Source organism: Vibrio sp. 10N.247.311.12, from assembly GCF_041467515.1.
In the GTDB taxonomy this organism is placed as follows: domain Bacteria; phylum Pseudomonadota; class Gammaproteobacteria; order Enterobacterales; family Vibrionaceae; genus Vibrio; species Vibrio crassostreae_C.
This window is the reverse complement of sequence record NZ_JBFSUV010000024.1, coordinates 57,756-74,790: the sequence shown is the minus strand read 5'-3', so window position 1 is coordinate 74,790 and position 17,035 is coordinate 57,756. Positions and strand designations below refer to the sequence as shown.

Genomic DNA, 17,035 nt, shown 5'->3' with positions numbered 1-17,035 from the left:
CTTGTACGGTGGTGTGAGAGGACGGAGGCCGTGAGGCCTCCTCCTACTCGATTGTACTGCTGTTTGCTGTGGTTTGTTGCAAGCTCTTAACGGCTTAACGGCTTAACGGCTTAACGCTTGGTCAGCTGCTTGCTGTTCAAGTAAGGCAGGATATGCGGGCGAGATTCGCCAGACAGCTTTTGCGTGATCTGCTGTGACCAACTGCTCTGTTTTTGGTTGCTTGAACGGCTTGCGTAGTAGCTTTGCATCGAATCATCGTAGCTGGCAATGTCATCTAGGCTCAGCGGTTGGTATTGGTTTTCGTGCATCACCACGTGAGCTGGAAGGCGAGGCTTGACCTCTGGTTGCTGTGCCGGATGACCTAAGCACATCCCAAACAACACGGCGGTATGTTGTGGTAGTTCTAACAGTTCATCGACTTGTTGTGCGCTGTTACGCAGCCCGCCAATGTACACGCCACCTAAACCTAGAGACTCAGCAGCCAACATGCAGTTTTGCGCCATGATGCCAGAATCGACAGCGCCAATCAGGGTCAGTTCAGTAAAGTCGGTTTTCACTTCAGGGTTGATTTGAGCGTGGCGTTGATAGTCGATACAGAACACCAAAAACTCAGCCGCGTTCTCCACGTAAGCTTGATTGCCTGCGTATTCGGCTAGCAGTTTACGCTTCTCTTTGTTTGTCACTCTCACGATAGAAACAGCCTGCAGTAAGCTCGATGACGAAGCCGCGAGACCAGCCTGAATAATCACATCAAGTTGTGCTTTTTCAATCGGTTGATTTGTATATTGACGAATGGAGCGGTGCCCCAGAATAGTTTCAATCGTGCTGTTCATAACTCTCAGACAGTCCTTGTGATGATGGCGTAGAGAATCACAATAACGACAATTACCATGAGCGTAAAGGGTGTTCGAGCCTTTCTGCTTGACATATTTCAGCAGCGTCAGCCCAGTTTTTGAGATTCTATTTATAATCGATTAATGCCAGCTGCTATGCCGCTGGCATTTTATTATTGAGCGAAACTTGCTTCGAAATAGGCACCAAATGCTCAGAACTGTCGGATAAAATAGGGCATACTGGACTCAATATATAAACCCAAGAAAGTAACCACGCGCATGAATCCAATCTGCCTCAACGACCCTTTTTTTCTTCCTAATGGCCAAGTGATCAAAAATCGCCTGTTCAAATCGGCAATGAGTGAACAGCTAGGTGATAAACATCATAACCCTAAGCAAGGTTTAGTCACGCTTTACCAGCGTTGGGCTCAAGGAGGAATTGGTCTATCCATGACGGGTAACGTGATGGTCGATAGAGGTGCGCTTGGTGAACCTAAAAACGTGGTGTTGGATGAGCACAGTGATTTAAGCGTATTTCGTGAGTGGGCGAGTGCCGGAACACAGAATGGTTCGCAGATATGGATGCAGCTGAATCACCCAGGTAAGCAAATTCCTAAATTCTTATGTGATAGCCCGGTTGCTCCTTCGGCTATCTCTTTAGAGCGTGGATTAGAGAAAGGCTTCAATACGCCACGAGCTCTGACTGAGACGGAAATAATCGCAATCATTGATAAATTTGCGCTGAGTGCAAAGCTATCAAAACAAGCGGGTTTTACCGGTGTGCAGATCCACGGTGCTCATGGTTATCTCGTGAGTCAGTTTTTGTCTTCAAGACATAATCAACGCCAAGACAAATGGGGTGGCTCACTCGAAAACAGACTTCGTTTCGTGCTTGAGGTTTATCGCGCGATTCGAAAAGAGGTCGGTGACGATTTCCCTGTCGGAATTAAGCTCAATAGTGCTGATTTCATGAAAGGTGGCTTCACTGAAGAAGAGTCGATGCAGGTTGTACAAACACTCAGTGACAATGGTATCGACCTGATTGAGATCTCCGGCGGCACCTATGAAAGCCCATCAATGATGGGGTCGAAAAGCAAAACTGAACCAATCAAGGCCAGCACAGTAAAACGTGAAGCGTATTTTATGGATTACATGGTTAAGGCGAGAAAACTCGTCAGCACTCCGCTGGTGGTCACGGGTGGTTTTCGAACCGCGCAAGCAATGAATGACGCATTAAACACCTCGGCGACCGATTTTATTGGCATTGCGCGCACAATGGCGGTTGATCCTGATTTCCCTAACAAGTTAATTGAAAACCCTAGTTACGGCATGCCGCTAACGGTGCCAACCACAGGAAAACCTGCATTAGACAAGGTGGCGATGGTCGGGCTGGTTTGGTATGAACATCAGATGTGGCGCATTGCCTCTGGCAAGAAAGCCGACCCAAAACTAAGCGCACTCGGTGTGGTGTTAAAAACAATTTTCAGCGCCGGCTGGCACGCTTTCAAAAAGCGCAGAGCGTAAGCAGTCATGGATTGTTAAAGCAGAACTTTGAGGAATTGAAGTTCTGCTTTTTTGTTTGTCTCCTTTTAAGTTCTCGATAAATACATCGCAGAGCACCCTCAACCAGCTTAGCTGTGGTACTAATCTAATACCAACATGAGCATTGGTTATAGTGTTCATAAGTGGCAAATAAGAGTAGACAAACTAGGATGAATTGAATTAAACCCTACAAATAATTCAACAACATGGTAGTGCTATGAAGAAAATAACCCTTTTGTCAGTTGCGATTTTATCTAGCATCTCTTTCTCATCTTTTGCAAAGGATTGTGATCCCAACTTGCTGCCTTCTTGGAAGGACAGCGAGAGCAAATCCGCTATCGTCGACTTTGTTGGGCAAGCCACTAAAGCTGAGTCTGATACGTTCGTGGCAATTGAAGATCGCATTGCCGTGTTCGATAACGACGGTACGCTTTGGTCGGAAAAGCCTTATTACTTCCAATTAGCCTTTGCACTAGATCGTGTAAAAGAGATGGCGCCTGATCACCCTGAATGGAAAACCGAAGCACCGTTTAAGTTTGTACTCGAAGATGATATTGAGAGTGTTCTAGGGAGCGGCGAAGAAGGTTTATTGAAAATTATCATGGCGACACACTCTGGTATGACAGTCGAACAATACCAAAAAGATGTTAAGCAATGGCTAGCTGCAGCGAAAGACGAACGCTTCAACAAAGCCTATACCGATCTGACTTACCAGCCAATGAAAGAGATGCTGACTTACCTGCAAGAGCATGACTTTAAGACTTATATTGTGTCGGGCGGAGGCGTTGATTTCATGAGAGCGTGGGCTCCACAAGCTTATAATATTCCTACAGAGCAAATCATCGGTAGCGCGCTTAAATACAACTACAGCTACAACGATGGTAAGCCAACCGTTACTAAAGACTCGTCCATTTTGACCATTGATGACAAAGCCGGAAAGGTCACTAACATTCAGCATATTATCGGCAAGAAACCTATTCTAGCGGTCGGCAACTCAGACGGTGACCAAGCGATGATGCAATGGGCTACGAGCCAACCCAACTCAATGGCGATGATTGTTCATCACACTGATGCTGAGCGCGAGTGGCAGTACGATCGTGAGTCTCACGTTGGCAAGCTTGATAAAGCGCTAGATGAGGCGAATTCCAGAGAGGATTGGACACTGATCGACATGAAATCAGATTGGTGTGAGGTGTACTAACGCCAAGTATACCCTTGGTCAAAACTTCAAAGGCTCGGATTTTAAATTCGAGCCTTTTTTGTGAGCGGAGGTTTTTGGAATGAATGGTTTGAAAGGAATAAGGTGTTATGGGTTCGCTTTAAGCAAGAACGTACTATAAATTTTCAATGCATGACGGTTTAATCGAGTTAGTCGGAAATTAAAGGAATAGCAAAATGAAAACGATCGGTTTGCTCGGCGGTATGAGTTGGGAGTCGACAGTGAGCTACTACAAATCCATCAACGAGGGCGTTAAAGCCACACTCGGCGGGCTCAATTCTGCAAAGGTTTGTATGTACAGCGTGAACTTCGATGAGATAGAAAAGCTTCAACATCAAGGTCGCTGGGCTGAGACGGCGGATATCTTATCGGACGCGGCTTTATCGGTAGAGAAAGCCGGAGCGGACTTCATCCTGATCTGTACCAATACCATGCATAAGGTCGTTCCTGAGATCGAAGAGAAGATCACTATTCCTATCTTGCACATCGCTGATACCACAGCGCAGAAACTGCTGGAACAAGGAGTGAAGAAAGTCGGGTTACTCGGCACCGCTTTCACGATGGAACAAGATTTTTACAAAGGGCGTTTAATCGATAAATTCGGTATCGATGTTGTGATTCCTGCCAAGGATGACAGAGAGAAAGTCCACAACATCATTTACCAAGAGCTGTGCCGAGGCGAAGTAAAAGAAGAGTCTCGCGCTATCTATAATCAGATCATTGAGAGGCTAAGCCAGCAAGGATCAGAGGCCGTCATTCTAGGCTGTACTGAGATCGCCTTACTGATTCAGCAACAACATACCGATGTGCCCCTGTTTGATACTACAGCCATTCATGCAGAAGCCGCGGTGCGTTTGGCGACGAGTGACTAACTTCTAGTTCTTATTCTTAGTTCCATAGCTGTCCTATTTTCGCTCTTGTACGATTTTCATTCGTTGAAGTGAAAGTTTTTTGTACAAAAGCAGGTCGTTAGTTAAAGAAGCGATGCTTTGTTCATTAACCAAGGCCTTATCGGTAGGTAAGGTTTTAGTTAATGACTGAGGTATCCGCGCTTTTAAGCACTATGCTTTAGTCATGACCGAAAGAGGATTTATTATGAAATGGCTTATCTTATCTGTAACGCTGTTATTCGTGGCAGGATGCCAATCGACGGGGTCTCAAGAAGCACAAGTCGGTGACGACATGAATCGAGTTCATACCCAAGGGTGCAGCAGCTAATCTTCTTTTGTGGAAACACATTTTCAGCTGCTCCGGTAGAGAGTTACCCCTACAAAGCCTTGTGTTGTCACAAGGCTTTTATTTTATACAAAATCTAAAAAATGATTCGACTATATCGCGAATTATCAATGAATACTGGTGTTGATAAACTCTGTTTTATTAAAGCACGCTCTCGTGCTTATAGACCGGAGAAACCAATATGAAATATGAGGGAAAAGTATATCGTCCATGGACAGAGGCGAAGAGCATTCTGATTCAAACCACTTTAGGTTGCAGTATCAACACGTGCACGTTCTGTAATATGTTCAGCGATAAACGATTCAAGGTTTGTGATATTGAGGATGTGTTTAAAGATATCGAAGAAGCTCGCCTGATTTATCCTTATGTTGAATCAATTTTCCTTATCGATGGCAACGTGATGGCCGCCCGCACGGATTATCTCCTTAAGATTTTGGATAAGCTTCGTCATACCTTTCCAGAAAGCAGAAAAGTATCGCTCTATAGTGGTTTGAACGATTTCCGTCGTAAAAGCTTGAGCGAACTTAAAGAGCTTAAAAGTGCCGGTCTCACTATGGCTTATGCGGGGTTGGAGTCAGGCGATGCGGTTGTACTCGACAACATCAAAAAGCGTATGACACCAGAACAAGCGCTCGAAGGCATGGCATTAGCCAAAGAAGCCGGCATTGAAACCTTACTTTCGTTTATCTTCGGCCTTGGTGGTCGCGATCGATCACGTGAACATATTGTCGAAACCACAAGATTACTGAATATCATGAAGCCTGAGCAGATAGCACCAATGGCGTTAGCCATCCAACCAGGAACCGTGATGGAACAAGAAGTAAAAGACGGTAAGTTCGTTATGCCGACGCAACTTCAGATCTTAGAAGAAGAAAAGTATCTGCTTGAGAATCTAAACATCGACACTTTCTATTGGGGTGACCATGGCAATAACATCGTGACTCAGAAAGGTTTCCTACTTGATTCAAGAGAGCAATTTTTGGCAAGGTGAACCGTGCGATAGCATCAAACCCAATGGTTAAAGATAGTGTTATTCAGACGTTTGCTTGGTAGCGTTTACTTAAAAACGATATTTGCAGGCTAAGCAAAAATCGAAAGAAGTATTGTTTTTGAGGCGGGATAATCGCCATAAACCTACTTCCGTTACTGAGACAATTCAAAATCAGCAAAGCCATTTTCTTGGTGGATGTTGTAAATTTGTGAATCTGAACTGTCTATATTCTAGGCTGTGTACTGGATCTCATTTGTTATTTGAGTCCCTTGCTAAGGTAAATAATGAATGTGTACTACCAATCACTTTACTCAACTTAAGAGGTTTCTATGCTAGGTGAAAATCACTCTCTTGTTCACGAATTTCCTGAAATGAAAGACAAAATTGCTGAGCTTGCTAAAACTGACGATGGCTTTGCAGCAGATATGAAGACATACGACAACCTTGATAAAGAGATTCGTAAACTAGAGCTGAAAGATTCACCCATTGATGACGGCTCGATGCACCAATTGAAACATGATCGTTCTGAGCTTAAAGATTCACTGCATGCTCGTTTAACGGGCTAGTGAGTTGGTAATTTTTCTGGCTAGCTAAATGGCGAATTGCAGACTTAGACAAAAAACTCCTTCGGGAGTTTTTTTCGTTTTGGCTCAATAGCATCATCACAATTCAACTGAGTTAATACGTTGTATTGTTATGTGAATGACGCATAATGAGGGTTACTGGCACACGATTTTTAAGATTTTATTGGTAATCTCATGAATATTGAACACCTCAAATTGTTTGTTCGTTTAGCTTCCACACATAACATCAGCATGGCTGGGCAAGAGCTTGGTTTGTCTCCTGCTGTTGCAAGCTCGCACATCAGTAAACTGGAAGACAATTTAGGCGTTCGCTTGGTGCATAGAACCACTCGTAAGGTCTCTTTAACCGAAGAGGGGGAAGCATTCTTACCTCATGCTGAAGAAGTGTTATCGAGCGTCGATGCAGCCAAATCGGCGGTCGGTGTGGGTTGTGATTCTCCAACCGGAACGCTGCGAGTTACCGCATCTGCGTCTTTTGGACGTTTGCATCTTGTGCCTGCTTTGCCTGGATTCTTAGAGCGCTACCCTGGGTTAAAAGTCGATCTCAGGTTATCTGATTCGATGGTGGATGTTGTTGAGGGTGGCTTTGATATCGCAATTCGTATCTCGGAGCTGAAAGACTCGACACTGATCGCCCGAAAATTAGCGACAGACAAACGCATTGTGTGTGCATCGCCTGATTACTTAATCAAATACGGTAAGCCAGCCACACCTCAAGATCTTAACGATCATCAGTGTATTAGCCTAATTGGTTTAGAAAACTGGACCTTCAATACTGAAAGTGGGCCTAAGACGATTAAAGCATTGGGATCGTTCAGGGCAGATAACGGAGAAGCACTGCGTGACGCAGCCTCTGGTGGAATGGGTATCACGGTGACGTCGAATTGGTGTGCGTATGAGCAACTGAAAAGCGGTCAACTGATTCAAATATTAGAAGATTACCCATCAACCTCTGAGCCTGCGATTTGGGCGGTGTACCCAAGCACAAGGTTACTTGCGCCAAAGGTGAGAGCCTTCATTGACTACTTCTCTGAATATTATGGCAACCCGCCGTATTGGGAACAAACGTAGAGACAAACGTTGTACGAAAAAGCCCTGTGTTTCTAACTTAATTGATTAGAAAATCAGGGCTTTTTTATTGAGATTTGCAAATCAACTCAGCATGAGTCGTCGCAATTAAGAAAGTGTTGCTTTGATGATCTCTTCAATTTTAGCGACAACTTGCTGTGACTTATCACCGTATATCGCATCTGGGTGCGGGTTCGCAAACGTGTTGTTGTCGTTATCAAAGTATTGACCGCCCGCTTGTGCGAACTCATCAGACAATGATGCGCGAACTAGAATATCAGAACCGATGCTTAGGTCGCCGCCTGCAATGCCGTAAGCGTCTTTCACCATCTTGCTGCCTAATAGCGAAGCTGGGTTGACCGCAACCACCATTGGCCCTGTAGAGCCTAACTCTTTTGCCATTTCACGAGTCCACATAGTGATCGCAAGCTTGCTTTGTGCGTAAGCGTCACCATCAGACATTGGTTTCTTACCTTCTAGCGCTTCGATGTTCACTGCTGCTTGCGCGGCTGAAGACAGGTTCACAACTCGGCTAGATGCATCGAGTACAGGTAGCAGACGTTTAGTCAGATGGTATGGTGAAATGGTATTCACAACAAAACGAACATCTAAACCGTCTTTAGTGATTGGGTTCGGAGTGTTGAACACACCTGCGTTGTTAATCAGTACATCAATCTTATCACGCTCAGCAATTACTTTGTCAGCCAACGCATCCACATCAGCCAGAACAGACAAGTCTGCCACGTAACTTTGAATTTTCGCTTCCGCAGAGATAGCCACAAGTTGCTGCTCTACGTCTTTGAGTTTGCTTGGGTTACGTCCATGCAATAAAACGTGGTGACCTTGTTGAACAAGTACTTTTGCCGTTTCGAAGCCGATACCATCGGTAGAGCCTGTGATCAGAATAACTTTTTGCATGGAATAGATTCCTTATTAAAGCGCTGACATGGTGAGCGTTTTTAAATGTGTCGTTTCATTGAGGTAAAGAATAGCAACCTTTTATGAAGTTGATAATCAACCGGATTAATAAAACACTATTTAGTTTTTGTTGAAAATGGGGGAGTGAACAAAGCCTCAGTCCGTGCGAAGGAGACGATCAATCGAGTTCTTAGGTCGGAATAGCAGGCAATAAAAAAGCTTAGCGCGGGGGACGCTAAGCTTCGTTGTTAAGTATGTTCTTGAACCATGCTTAGGCTGGTGGGGTTAGCCTACTTGAGAAAAGCTCACTACCTTGCTTTGTAGTTTCTCTTTCAGGTAATCCGTCACCGCTTGCTGCTCGGATTCGCTCATGTATAAGCCAAGTTTGGTTCTGCGCCACAAGATGTCTTCATCAGTCATTGCCATCTCTTCATTGATCAAGTAATCGATTTCCACTTGATAAACGCCATGCGCCTCGCTTGAGAACTGGATGCCAAGGTCTGCTTCGCTATTTGCGCCTTCCAGTAGATTCCAAGTGTAAGTACCAAATTGAGTCACGTAGCGAAGCAATAGCGCGTCAGATGCCCAAGGGTATTTAGTGTGGATCATCTTCGCAAGTTGCTCTCTGCTGCAACTAAAGTTACCGCCTGGAAGCGTGTCGTTCGCTGTCCATGGTGCGCCCATGTTGGTTAGGTGTGGTTCTAGCTTGTTCAGTGCCGCTTCGCCGAGTTTACGATAAGTGGTCAACTTGCCACCGAAGATCGAAAGCAGTGGTGCTTGATCTAGCTCTGCGTCCAATTCCAATGTGTAGTCACGAGTGATCGCTTGTGGTGAATCAGATTCGTCGTCACAAAGCGGCCTTACGCCACTGTATGTCCAAACCACGTCTTCACGGCCAAGCTGTTTAACAAAGTGCTGGTTAACGATATCAATTAAGTAATCAACTTCTACATCGTCGATAGCCACTTCGCGAGGATCACCTTTGTATTCAAGGTCGGTTGTGCCGATGATCGAGAACTTATCTAGGTAAGGGATCATGAACACTATGCGGTTATCTTTGTTTTGTAGAATGTACGCTTGTGGTTCGTCATGAACACGCGGCACCACAATGTGTGATCCTTTGATTAGGCGAATATTACGAGGCGAAGCCTGCTCTAACCCATCATCAAAGAACTGCTTAACCCAAGGGCCTGCAGCGTTAACAAGCGCTCTTGCTTTGCGTTCAAAGCGTTGGTTTGTCATCACATCAAGGATCGTCACATGCCAAATACCACCTTCGCGGTGCGCTTTTTCAACACGGCAGTAGTTACGTACTTCTGCGTTGTTTTCTTTTGCTGCCAACACGTTGAGCAATACCATACGAGCATCATCAACCCAGCAATCTGAGTATTCGAAGCCTGTCTTCATTTCTGGTTTCAGTAGCCCTGATTTTGCTAGGTTGACTGTCTTACTTCCAGGAAGAGTGGTGCGCTTACCCAAGTTATCGTAAAGGAATAGGCCACAGCGAATCATCCAAGCTGGGCGTAAAAATGGTCGATGAGGTAAACGGAAACGCATTGGCTGAGCAACGTGAGGCGCTTTTCTTAACAAGACTTCACGTTCAGCGAGTGCTTCCGAAACTAAACGAAACTCATAATGTTCAAGGTAACGTAAGCCACCGTGGATTAGCTTTGAACTTGCAGAAGACGTCGCAGAGGCGAAATCATTTGCTTCGTATAAACCAACGTTTAGACCACGACCAGCAGCGTCTGCCGCGATACCCGCACCATTGATGCCGCCGCCAATAACGATTAAGTCTAGAGTTGAAGATGTACTATTGTTTGAATTAGTTTGTTGAGCACTCATGGTTTTGACCTCTTTCTGAGCGAACGAGCATTTTAGAACATAATTGAATCCTATATGAACTTTCGTTTGCGGTCATTTATTATTTTCGTTTATGCGCGTTTTATGTGATTTGGGCATAAAAAAACCTCTGCTTATGAAGGCAGAGGTTCAAATAAGTCTAATTCGAGCATAGAAGCGACAGTGACAGCGAGCAAGTTTTACTTTATTAACTTTTCTATAAATAATTGTGATTCATTTAAGAAAGTGGCGTCACTGAGCTCTTGTGTTTAGTTATTCGCTCATAGGACGAGCGGTATCGATCACTTCTAATGGTATTGCCGAATCTTTAAGGATGTTGAGAATCTCTTCCGGTGGCTGCTTATTAGTAAACACCATGTGCGCTTGAGAGATATTGCCGAGCTTAACCATGGCGTTACGGCCAAACTTAGTGTGGTCGACGGCTAAGAAGATGCTGCGACTGTTTTCGATGATGGCTTGTTTCACACGAACTTCGTGGTAATCAAAATCGAGCAGTGAGCCATCAAAGTCGATGCCGCTGATGCCTAAGATGCCGAAATCGAGGCGGAACTGCTTTACAAAGTCGAGTGTCGCTTCGCCAACAATACCGCCATCGCGGTTACGTACTTCACCGCCCGCCAAGATAACCTTGATCTCTGGGTTCGGAAGAAGGATGCTGGCAACGTTAATGTTGTTGGTGACGACTCTTAGCTGTTTGTGATTTTTATTGAGTGCACGTGCCACTGATTCTGGCGTGGTGCCGATATCAACGAACAGGGTTGCACCATCTGGGATGTGCTTAACCAGTTCGTCGGCGATCACGTCTTTTTCGTTGAAGTTAAGCGCTTTACGCGTGTTATAAGAGGTGTTTTCCGAGCTTAAAGGAATGGTTGCACCACCATGATAGCGACGAATTTTGTTGCTATCGGCAAGTTCATTGAGGTCTCGTCTGATGGTTTGTGGGCTGACATCGAACTTTTCAACGAGCTCTTCGGTGCTCACATATCCTTGTGTTTTTACCAGGTCTACAATCTGCTGGTGTCTTGGTATCTGCTTCACTTAACTTACCACTCCCTGCACGCTATGGGTTCTAGCGCGTCACAATCGAAAATATTAACTCGCGCTATTGTGCTCGAATTGATGAGGAGAGAGAAGTAATGATGGTAAGGAATTATGCCCAAACCGCAAAAACGTTGATCAAAACATGAAAAATTGGCTCCAAACGCAAAAAAGAGCACAAAATAGTGCTCTTTTTAGTTTCGTTTAATGAGGAACGAACAATTCAATCTATAAGAGAGTGATTATTCGAACGCTCGATTTTACTCTTCGTCGTCATCGTGCAGCTCAGACCAAACTTGTGCACATTTGATAGCACGCTTCCAACCTTTGTAACGGCGGTTACGCTTCTCTTCATCGTGGTGTGGCAAGAACGTACGGTCTAGTACTGCTTTGTCTTGAAGCTCATCGATGCTGTCCCAGAAACCAACTGCTAGACCAGCAAGGTATGCTGCTCCCAGAGCGGTAACTTCAGTTACTTCAGGACGGTGAACTTCTGTATCTAGCACGTCTGATTGGAATTGCATTAGGAAGTTGTTCGCTACTGCGCCGCCATCAACACGTAGGTTTGCTAGCTTGATGCCAGAGTCCGCTTGCATCGCATCCAATACGTCACGAGTTTGGTAAGCAATACCTTCCAGTGTTGCACGAATGATGTGGTTAGAGTTAACACCACGAGTCAGGCCAACAATCGTACCGCGAGCGTAAGCATCCCAGTATGGTGCGCCTAAACCAGTAAACGCAGGGACTACGTAAACGCCGTTTGAAGAATCTACTTTGGTTGCGAAGTACTCAGAGTCTTCTGCGCCAGCCAGTAGCTTCATTTCATCACGTAGCCATTGGATTGATGCGCCGCCCATGAATACTGCACCTTCCAGTGCGTATGCAGGTTCGCCTTTAGGGCCACATGCCAGTGTGGTTAGAAGGCCGTTTTTCGATGTGACTTTCTCTTGGCCTGTGTTCATCAGTAGGAAACAGCCCGTGCCGTATGTGTTTTTCGCTTGACCAGCTTCAACACACATTTGACCGTAAAGCGCTGCTTGTTGGTCACCCGCAATACCAGCGATTGGAATACGAGTACCGCCTTTACCACCAAGGTTCGTTTGGCCGTAAACTTCAGAAGAGCGTTTCACTTCAGGCATCATTGATGCTGGAATACCCATCTCGTCTAGTAGCTTGCTGTCCCAGCATAGGTCGTTGATGTTAAACAACATAGTACGTGACGCGTTAGTGTAATCCGTAACGTGAACACGTCCTTGAGTCATCTTCCAAACCAACCAAGTATCAACCGTACCGAACAGTAGTTTGCCAGTTTCAGCGTCTTCGCGAGCGCCTTCAACGTTGTCTAGAATCCATTTTACTTTGGTACCTGAGAAATACGGGTCAAGGACTAAGCCAGTATTGTCACGTACGTAGTCTTCTAGGCCACGTGCTTTTAGGTCTTCACAGATGTCTGCTGTACGGCGACACTGCCATACGATTGCGTTATAAACCGGCTTACCCGTTTCTTTGTTCCAAACAATGGTGGTTTCACGTTGGTTAGTGATACCAATGCCCGCTAGCTCATCGCTGCGGATGCCTGCTTTAGCAAGCGCTTCAACCAATGTAGAGCTTTGAGTTGCCCAGATTTCCATTGGATCATGCTCAACCCAACCGGCTTTAGGATAAATCTGAGTAAATTCGCGTTGAGAAGAGCTTACGATGTTTGCATCGTGGTCGAGGATTACAGCGCGAGAACTTGTGGTGCCTTGGTCTAGGGCAACAATGTATTTTTGCTCGGTCATGGTAAGAATCCTTTTTCTTTCGTTATTTATATTTTAGTAAATGTAAGGTCGCTTAGGGATTAAGCTTGAGCTTGTTCAGCTTCTTGTTCTGTTTCACATTGGTTTGGAATTGTGCAGCCTTGGCCTTCTACTGGTAGGTAAGCACCGATAACACGTGGGTACAACCAACCCCCAAAACACGCACCAGCAATTGGAGCAAGAATTGGAACGATGAAGTAAGGAATATCACGTGCACCGCTTAGTGCGAAATCCCAACCTGCAAAGTAAGCGAACAGTTTTGGTCCGAAGTCACGAGCAGGGTTCATTGCAAAGCCCGTCAGTGGACCTAAAGAACCACCGATAACCGCGATAAGAATACCGATCAGTAGAGGGTTCATTGCACCGCGAGATGCGCCGTTGTTCTCATCACCTAACGCTAAAATGGCAAACATCAACACTGCAGTAATCACGAATTCCACAGCAAAAGCGCCGAAGAAAGAAAGTGAAGCATGTGGGTAAGTCGAGAAGATACCAGCAGTTGATAGTGCGTCTTGGCTGCTACGAACGAAGTTATGTGCGATTTCGTAGTCAGTAAATAGGTTGCTGTACAGGCTGTAAACCAATGCTGCAGAGCAGAAAGCGCCAAGCAGTTGCGAAATGATGTAAGGCACCACTTTTGCTTTATCAAAGCCATGGAACATGGCCAGTGCAATCGTTACGGCTGGGTTGATGTGTGCGCCTGAAACGCCGGCAGTACAGTAAATTGCAATCGCAACACCGAAGCCCCAGATGATGCTGATTTCCCATTGTCCGAATGTCGCACCAGTTAATACCAGAGCGGCCACACAGCCAACGCCAAAGAATATGAGTAATCCTGTACCGATAAATTCAGCCAAGCATTGCCCAAATAAAGAAGGGTGTTTGTTTGTTGTCATGTTCGAGTCCTTTTTAGTTTTGCTTATCTAGCACGTGTATTGTGCATATATTTGCGAACTCGAAAATAAACGAACATTAAAAGTGAGCGTTTGAGCATAAAATTGTTAATTAAAGTCACTTGAAATGTTAATCCGAACACTTTTGCTCGAAAAAGATGCTCGCATGAACGTCATTGCTCGAATTGATAGGTTGCGAAGCCGCTCAAACTACCTATATGTAAATGAATGCGCAACTGGTACGAGGAGTTTATGTTTGGATTTGTGATGCTACTTCGTGAGTGGCGGATTATTAGACTTAATTAGGGAGGGCTGTGTGATGTTTTTGCTATGTAACAAGGGCGTTAACAAATGAGCTTATATGCATAAATGAATAAACTGCCAACTATGTTGTAGTTTGGCAGTTTTCATTTGGGTGTATGTTCTTGTTATACGAGACGAACTTACCGCTCTAAACCAGAGCTGCAACTTTTCCTTTCGCTACCAATTGATCTCGAATTGAGTCATACGCCCAGTTGAACGCTATCGCGTAAAGTACGAAGAAAATAACTAGGCCGATGTCCATGATCAGTACGGTTAGGAAGTCGAGTTGTAGAACCCACATCAAGACAGGTAGAGTCACTGTCATTAAGCCAAGCTCAAAACCTAATCCGTGCAGGACACGTGTTTTCGTGGTTCTTTTGCTTCGGTCTGTTCCGTAAATTTTGTCGTAGCCATAGTTGTAAACGTAGTTCCAAGCCATCGCTATCAATGATATTGCGAGCGCTAAGCCTGCCATTTCACCTGCGCCGTGTCCTGTAATATAGGTTGCAAGCCCTGCCATCAAAACCAAAGCAACCAATTCAAATAGCACCATGTGCAACATGCGTTCTTTATGTGACATTTTTCTAACTCTCTTTACGATTAAATAGCCGCCGATGGGCTAATGACTTGGCTAGATAGTATCTACTTAAGTGATAATATAAAGATAGTTAGCATCACATATTGTGATAGTAAGTTTTGGGAGAAACCGAATGTACAACATTGAACAGCTGAAAATGTTTGTGTATGCCGTTGAATTAGGGTCATTTTCTGCCAGTGCTCGTCATTTGGGTAAGGTTCAGTCGGCGGTGAGCCAAGGCATCAGTAATCTTGAAATCGATTTTAATGTTGAGCTTTTTGATCGTTCGACTCGAAAGCCTTCACTAACCAAAGCGGGCGAGCAGTTATTTAAACAGGTGAAAGCAATCGTGCTTCAGGTTGAAGATCTGAATGTGACGGTTAGTGCGATGGGTAGCGGTGAAGAGGGGCTCATCAAAATTGCATTAGATGATTCATTACTGGTTCCGAACTTATCTAAGATCCTTAGTCAGTTCAGTTATCAATTCCCGGCGACTGAAGTTGAACTGGTTGCGTGTACCACAACAGAGGTCAATCCGTTAATTATCGAAGAGAGAGCCGACATTGGATTGATGTTTACCAACTTGGCTTTTGATGTCGGTTCTGAGCCATGCTTTATCGGTCACTTACCGTTTATTGCTGTGTGTCATCCAAGTCATGCGCTCGCAAAAACAGGTGTGGCGAAACTCACTGACTTACTCCCGCATCGTCAGTTAATGTTGAGGGGAGACAAAGGCAAGGTGATGGATCAGTTTCCGCTGATTGCCGGAAAGGTATGGTGGTCAAACAGCTTTATTGTGATCAAAGAGATGGTACTTGGCAGCGATATTGGGTGGGCATACTTACCCAAGCACCTTGTCGAAGAGGAGCTGAATAAGCAGCGTTTAGTGGAGATTAATGTCTCATTCGATCACAAAACATGGTCGCCTCCGGTTGATCTTGTTCTGTCTAAAACACGCTCAAAAGGTCCTGCATTACTTTGGCTTGAACAAGCATTGAAAGGCCTATTAGACGAAACTGAATAAAGAAAAGGCTCACCGTTTAACGTGTGAGCCTTTCTGTTCAAAGTGATGCTGCTTTTTGTTAGTTCTAGTTCTAGGTGTAGATGTAGATGCTATACGCTAGGTTTAACCGTCTGACCGTTGTAGTACTTGTCTTTCATCTTAAGCGCCACGTTCACAAGGTAAATCAGCACAGGGACTTCAATCAGTGGACCGATAACGCCTGCAAACGCTTGGTCTGAGTTGATACCGAATACTGAGATAGCCACGGCAATCGCTAGCTCGAAGTTGTTACCTGTTGCTGTAAATGCAATTGATGCGTTCTTGTCGTACTCGATGCCCATCTTTTTACCGATGAAGAAACTGATGAAGAACATCGCAGTGAAGTAGATAGTCAGTGGAACCGCAATTAATAGAACGTCCATTGGCAGTTCAACAATCATTTCACCTTTCAGGCTGAACATCAGAACGATGGTTGCCAGTAGTGCAATCAGTGTGATTGGAGAGATGCGTGGAATAAATACGTCGTTGTACCACTGCTCGCCTTTCATCGACACAAGGATCTTACGGCTTAGGAAGCCCGCTAGGAATGGGATACCTAGGTAGATAAGTACACTGTGTGCAATGTCGATCATCGAGATATCAACCAACATGCCTTCGTAACCAAATACTGGTGGAAGAACGCTGATGAACAACCACGCCATAAAGCTGTAGCTCACCACTTGGAATGCACTGTTTAGAGCAACCAATGCCGCGCCGTACTCTTTGTTACCGCCGCCGATGTCGTTCCAAACCAGAACCATCGCCACACAACGAGCAAGACCAATCAGAATCACCCCAACCATGTAACCTGGGTGGTCTCCCAAGAAAGTTAGTGCCAATACAAACATCAGAATTGGACCAACGATCCAGTTCATGATCAAAGAGAGCTTAATGGCTTTCTTATCTTTTACCACAGTGCCTAGCAGGTTGTAGTTAACCTTAGCCAGAGGTGGGTACATCATTAAGATAAGGCCAACCGCAAGCGGAATGTTAGTGGTGCCAACAGACATTGAATCGTTCCACTGTTCGATCTGTGGGAATAGGGTGCCGAGTAGTACACCAAGGCCCATGGCAATAAAAATCCACAGTGTTAAGTAGCGATCTAGAAAACCTAACTTTGGTTTCATGA

At 45.0% G+C, this 17,035-nt stretch carries 15 protein-coding genes and 1 pseudogene; 8 read left to right on the top strand and 8 right to left on the bottom strand.

Annotated features, from left to right (window positions below; genetic code table 11):
* Positions 1-110: 110 nt before the first annotated feature.
* The gene (gene nfsA, locus AB6E30_RS12370) at positions 111-833 is read right to left on the bottom strand and encodes an oxygen-insensitive NADPH nitroreductase (protein ID WP_017066969.1); all 723 of its coding nucleotides are present in this window, start codon (positions 831-833) and stop codon (positions 111-113) included.
* 279 nt (positions 834-1,112) lie between these two features.
* Between nfsA and AB6E30_RS12365 the strand changes: the two genes are divergently transcribed.
* From AB6E30_RS12365 to AB6E30_RS12335, 7 genes and pseudogenes are all read left to right on the top strand, one after another.
* Complete coding sequence (locus AB6E30_RS12365) at positions 1,113-2,357, top strand: NADH:flavin oxidoreductase/NADH oxidase family protein (RefSeq protein WP_372103770.1); 1,245 nt, start codon at positions 1,113-1,115, stop codon at positions 2,355-2,357.
* A gap of 235 nt (positions 2,358-2,592) precedes the next feature.
* The gene (locus AB6E30_RS12360) at positions 2,593-3,576 is read left to right on the top strand and encodes an HAD family hydrolase (protein ID WP_372103767.1); all 984 of its coding nucleotides are present in this window, start codon (positions 2,593-2,595) and stop codon (positions 3,574-3,576) included.
* A gap of 194 nt (positions 3,577-3,770) precedes the next feature.
* Entirely contained in the window at positions 3,771-4,466 is a 696-nt protein-coding gene (locus AB6E30_RS12355) for an aspartate/glutamate racemase family protein (protein ID WP_102398428.1), read from the top strand.
* A 223-nt stretch (positions 4,467-4,689) separates the two neighbouring features.
* Positions 4,690-4,812, top strand: a complete 123-nt coding sequence (locus tag AB6E30_RS12350) for a hypothetical protein (RefSeq protein WP_258182976.1) — start codon at positions 4,690-4,692, stop codon at positions 4,810-4,812.
* A gap of 199 nt (positions 4,813-5,011) precedes the next feature.
* Positions 5,012-5,883: pseudogene (locus tag AB6E30_RS12345) on the top strand (radical SAM protein).
* Between the two features lie 267 nt (positions 5,884-6,150).
* Positions 6,151-6,387 (top strand): YdcH family protein, encoded by a 237-nt coding sequence (locus AB6E30_RS12340; protein WP_004732244.1) that lies wholly within the window; start codon positions 6,151-6,153, stop codon positions 6,385-6,387.
* Between the two features lie 192 nt (positions 6,388-6,579).
* Positions 6,580-7,476, top strand: coding sequence for a LysR family transcriptional regulator (locus tag AB6E30_RS12335; protein WP_102398426.1), 897 nt, complete (start codon positions 6,580-6,582; stop codon positions 7,474-7,476).
* Positions 7,477-7,581: 105 nt separating this feature from the next.
* Here AB6E30_RS12335 and AB6E30_RS12330 read toward each other — a convergent pair whose 3' ends face one another.
* The 6 genes from AB6E30_RS12330 to AB6E30_RS12305 all read right to left on the bottom strand — a co-directional run bounded on the left by AB6E30_RS12330 (position 7,582) and on the right by AB6E30_RS12305 (position 14,867).
* Positions 7,582-8,391 (bottom strand): SDR family NAD(P)-dependent oxidoreductase, encoded by an 810-nt coding sequence (locus AB6E30_RS12330; RefSeq protein WP_102394239.1) that lies wholly within the window; start codon positions 8,389-8,391, stop codon positions 7,582-7,584.
* A gap of 285 nt (positions 8,392-8,676) precedes the next feature.
* A complete protein-coding gene (gene glpD / locus AB6E30_RS12325) occupies positions 8,677-10,236 on the bottom strand; it encodes a glycerol-3-phosphate dehydrogenase (RefSeq protein WP_102394240.1) in 1,560 nt (519 codons plus the stop codon).
* A gap of 270 nt (positions 10,237-10,506) precedes the next feature.
* Entirely contained in the window at positions 10,507-11,292 is a 786-nt protein-coding gene (locus AB6E30_RS12320; RefSeq protein ID WP_017096306.1) for a DeoR/GlpR family transcriptional regulator, read from the bottom strand.
* Between the two features lie 260 nt (positions 11,293-11,552).
* A complete protein-coding gene (gene glpK, locus AB6E30_RS12315) occupies positions 11,553-13,073 on the bottom strand; it encodes a glycerol kinase GlpK (protein ID WP_102320695.1) in 1,521 nt (506 codons plus the stop codon).
* Between the two features lie 59 nt (positions 13,074-13,132).
* Complete coding sequence (locus tag AB6E30_RS12310) at positions 13,133-13,987, bottom strand: MIP/aquaporin family protein (protein WP_019827050.1); 855 nt, start codon at positions 13,985-13,987, stop codon at positions 13,133-13,135.
* Positions 13,988-14,435: 448 nt separating this feature from the next.
* Complete coding sequence (locus AB6E30_RS12305; protein WP_372056604.1) at positions 14,436-14,867, bottom strand: PACE efflux transporter; 432 nt, start codon at positions 14,865-14,867, stop codon at positions 14,436-14,438.
* Positions 14,868-14,997: 130 nt separating this feature from the next.
* Between AB6E30_RS12305 and AB6E30_RS12300 the strand changes: the two genes are divergently transcribed.
* Entirely contained in the window at positions 14,998-15,888 is an 891-nt protein-coding gene (locus AB6E30_RS12300; RefSeq protein WP_102320693.1) for a LysR family transcriptional regulator, read from the top strand.
* Positions 15,889-15,977: 89 nt separating this feature from the next.
* Here AB6E30_RS12300 and arsB read toward each other — a convergent pair whose 3' ends face one another.
* Positions 15,978-17,033: an ACR3 family arsenite efflux transporter gene (gene arsB / locus AB6E30_RS12295; protein ID WP_102320692.1), complete on the bottom strand. Its 1,056-nt coding sequence runs from the start codon at positions 17,031-17,033 to the stop codon at positions 15,978-15,980.
* Between the last annotated feature and the right edge of the window lie 2 nt (positions 17,034-17,035).

Bases quoted from the DNA above. Each gene is read 5' to 3' on its own strand.
- nfsA (WP_017066969.1), bottom strand. From the start codon at position 833: ATGAACAGCACGATTGAAACTATTCTGGGGCACCGCTCCATTCGTCAA.
- AB6E30_RS12365 (WP_372103770.1), top strand. From the start codon at position 1,113: ATGAATCCAATCTGCCTCAACGACCCTTTTTTTCTTCCTAATGGCCAA.
- AB6E30_RS12360 (WP_372103767.1), top strand. From the start codon at position 2,593: ATGAAGAAAATAACCCTTTTGTCAGTTGCGATTTTATCTAGCATCTCT.
- AB6E30_RS12355 (WP_102398428.1), top strand. From the start codon at position 3,771: ATGAAAACGATCGGTTTGCTCGGCGGTATGAGTTGGGAGTCGACAGTG.
- AB6E30_RS12350 (WP_258182976.1), top strand. From the start codon at position 4,690: ATGAAATGGCTTATCTTATCTGTAACGCTGTTATTCGTGGCAGGATGC.
- AB6E30_RS12340 (WP_004732244.1), top strand. From the start codon at position 6,151: ATGCTAGGTGAAAATCACTCTCTTGTTCACGAATTTCCTGAAATGAAA.
- AB6E30_RS12335 (WP_102398426.1), top strand. From the start codon at position 6,580: ATGAATATTGAACACCTCAAATTGTTTGTTCGTTTAGCTTCCACACAT.
- AB6E30_RS12330 (WP_102394239.1), bottom strand. From the start codon at position 8,391: ATGCAAAAAGTTATTCTGATCACAGGCTCTACCGATGGTATCGGCTTC.
- glpD (WP_102394240.1), bottom strand. From the start codon at position 10,236: ATGAGTGCTCAACAAACTAATTCAAACAATAGTACATCTTCAACTCTA.
- glpK (WP_102320695.1), bottom strand. From the start codon at position 13,073: ATGACCGAGCAAAAATACATTGTTGCCCTAGACCAAGGCACCACAAGT.
- AB6E30_RS12310 (WP_019827050.1), bottom strand. From the start codon at position 13,987: ATGACAACAAACAAACACCCTTCTTTATTTGGGCAATGCTTGGCTGAA.
- AB6E30_RS12305 (WP_372056604.1), bottom strand. From the start codon at position 14,867: ATGTCACATAAAGAACGCATGTTGCACATGGTGCTATTTGAATTGGTT.
- AB6E30_RS12300 (WP_102320693.1), top strand. From the start codon at position 14,998: ATGTACAACATTGAACAGCTGAAAATGTTTGTGTATGCCGTTGAATTA.
- arsB (WP_102320692.1), bottom strand. From the start codon at position 17,033: ATGAAACCAAAGTTAGGTTTTCTAGATCGCTACTTAACACTGTGGATT.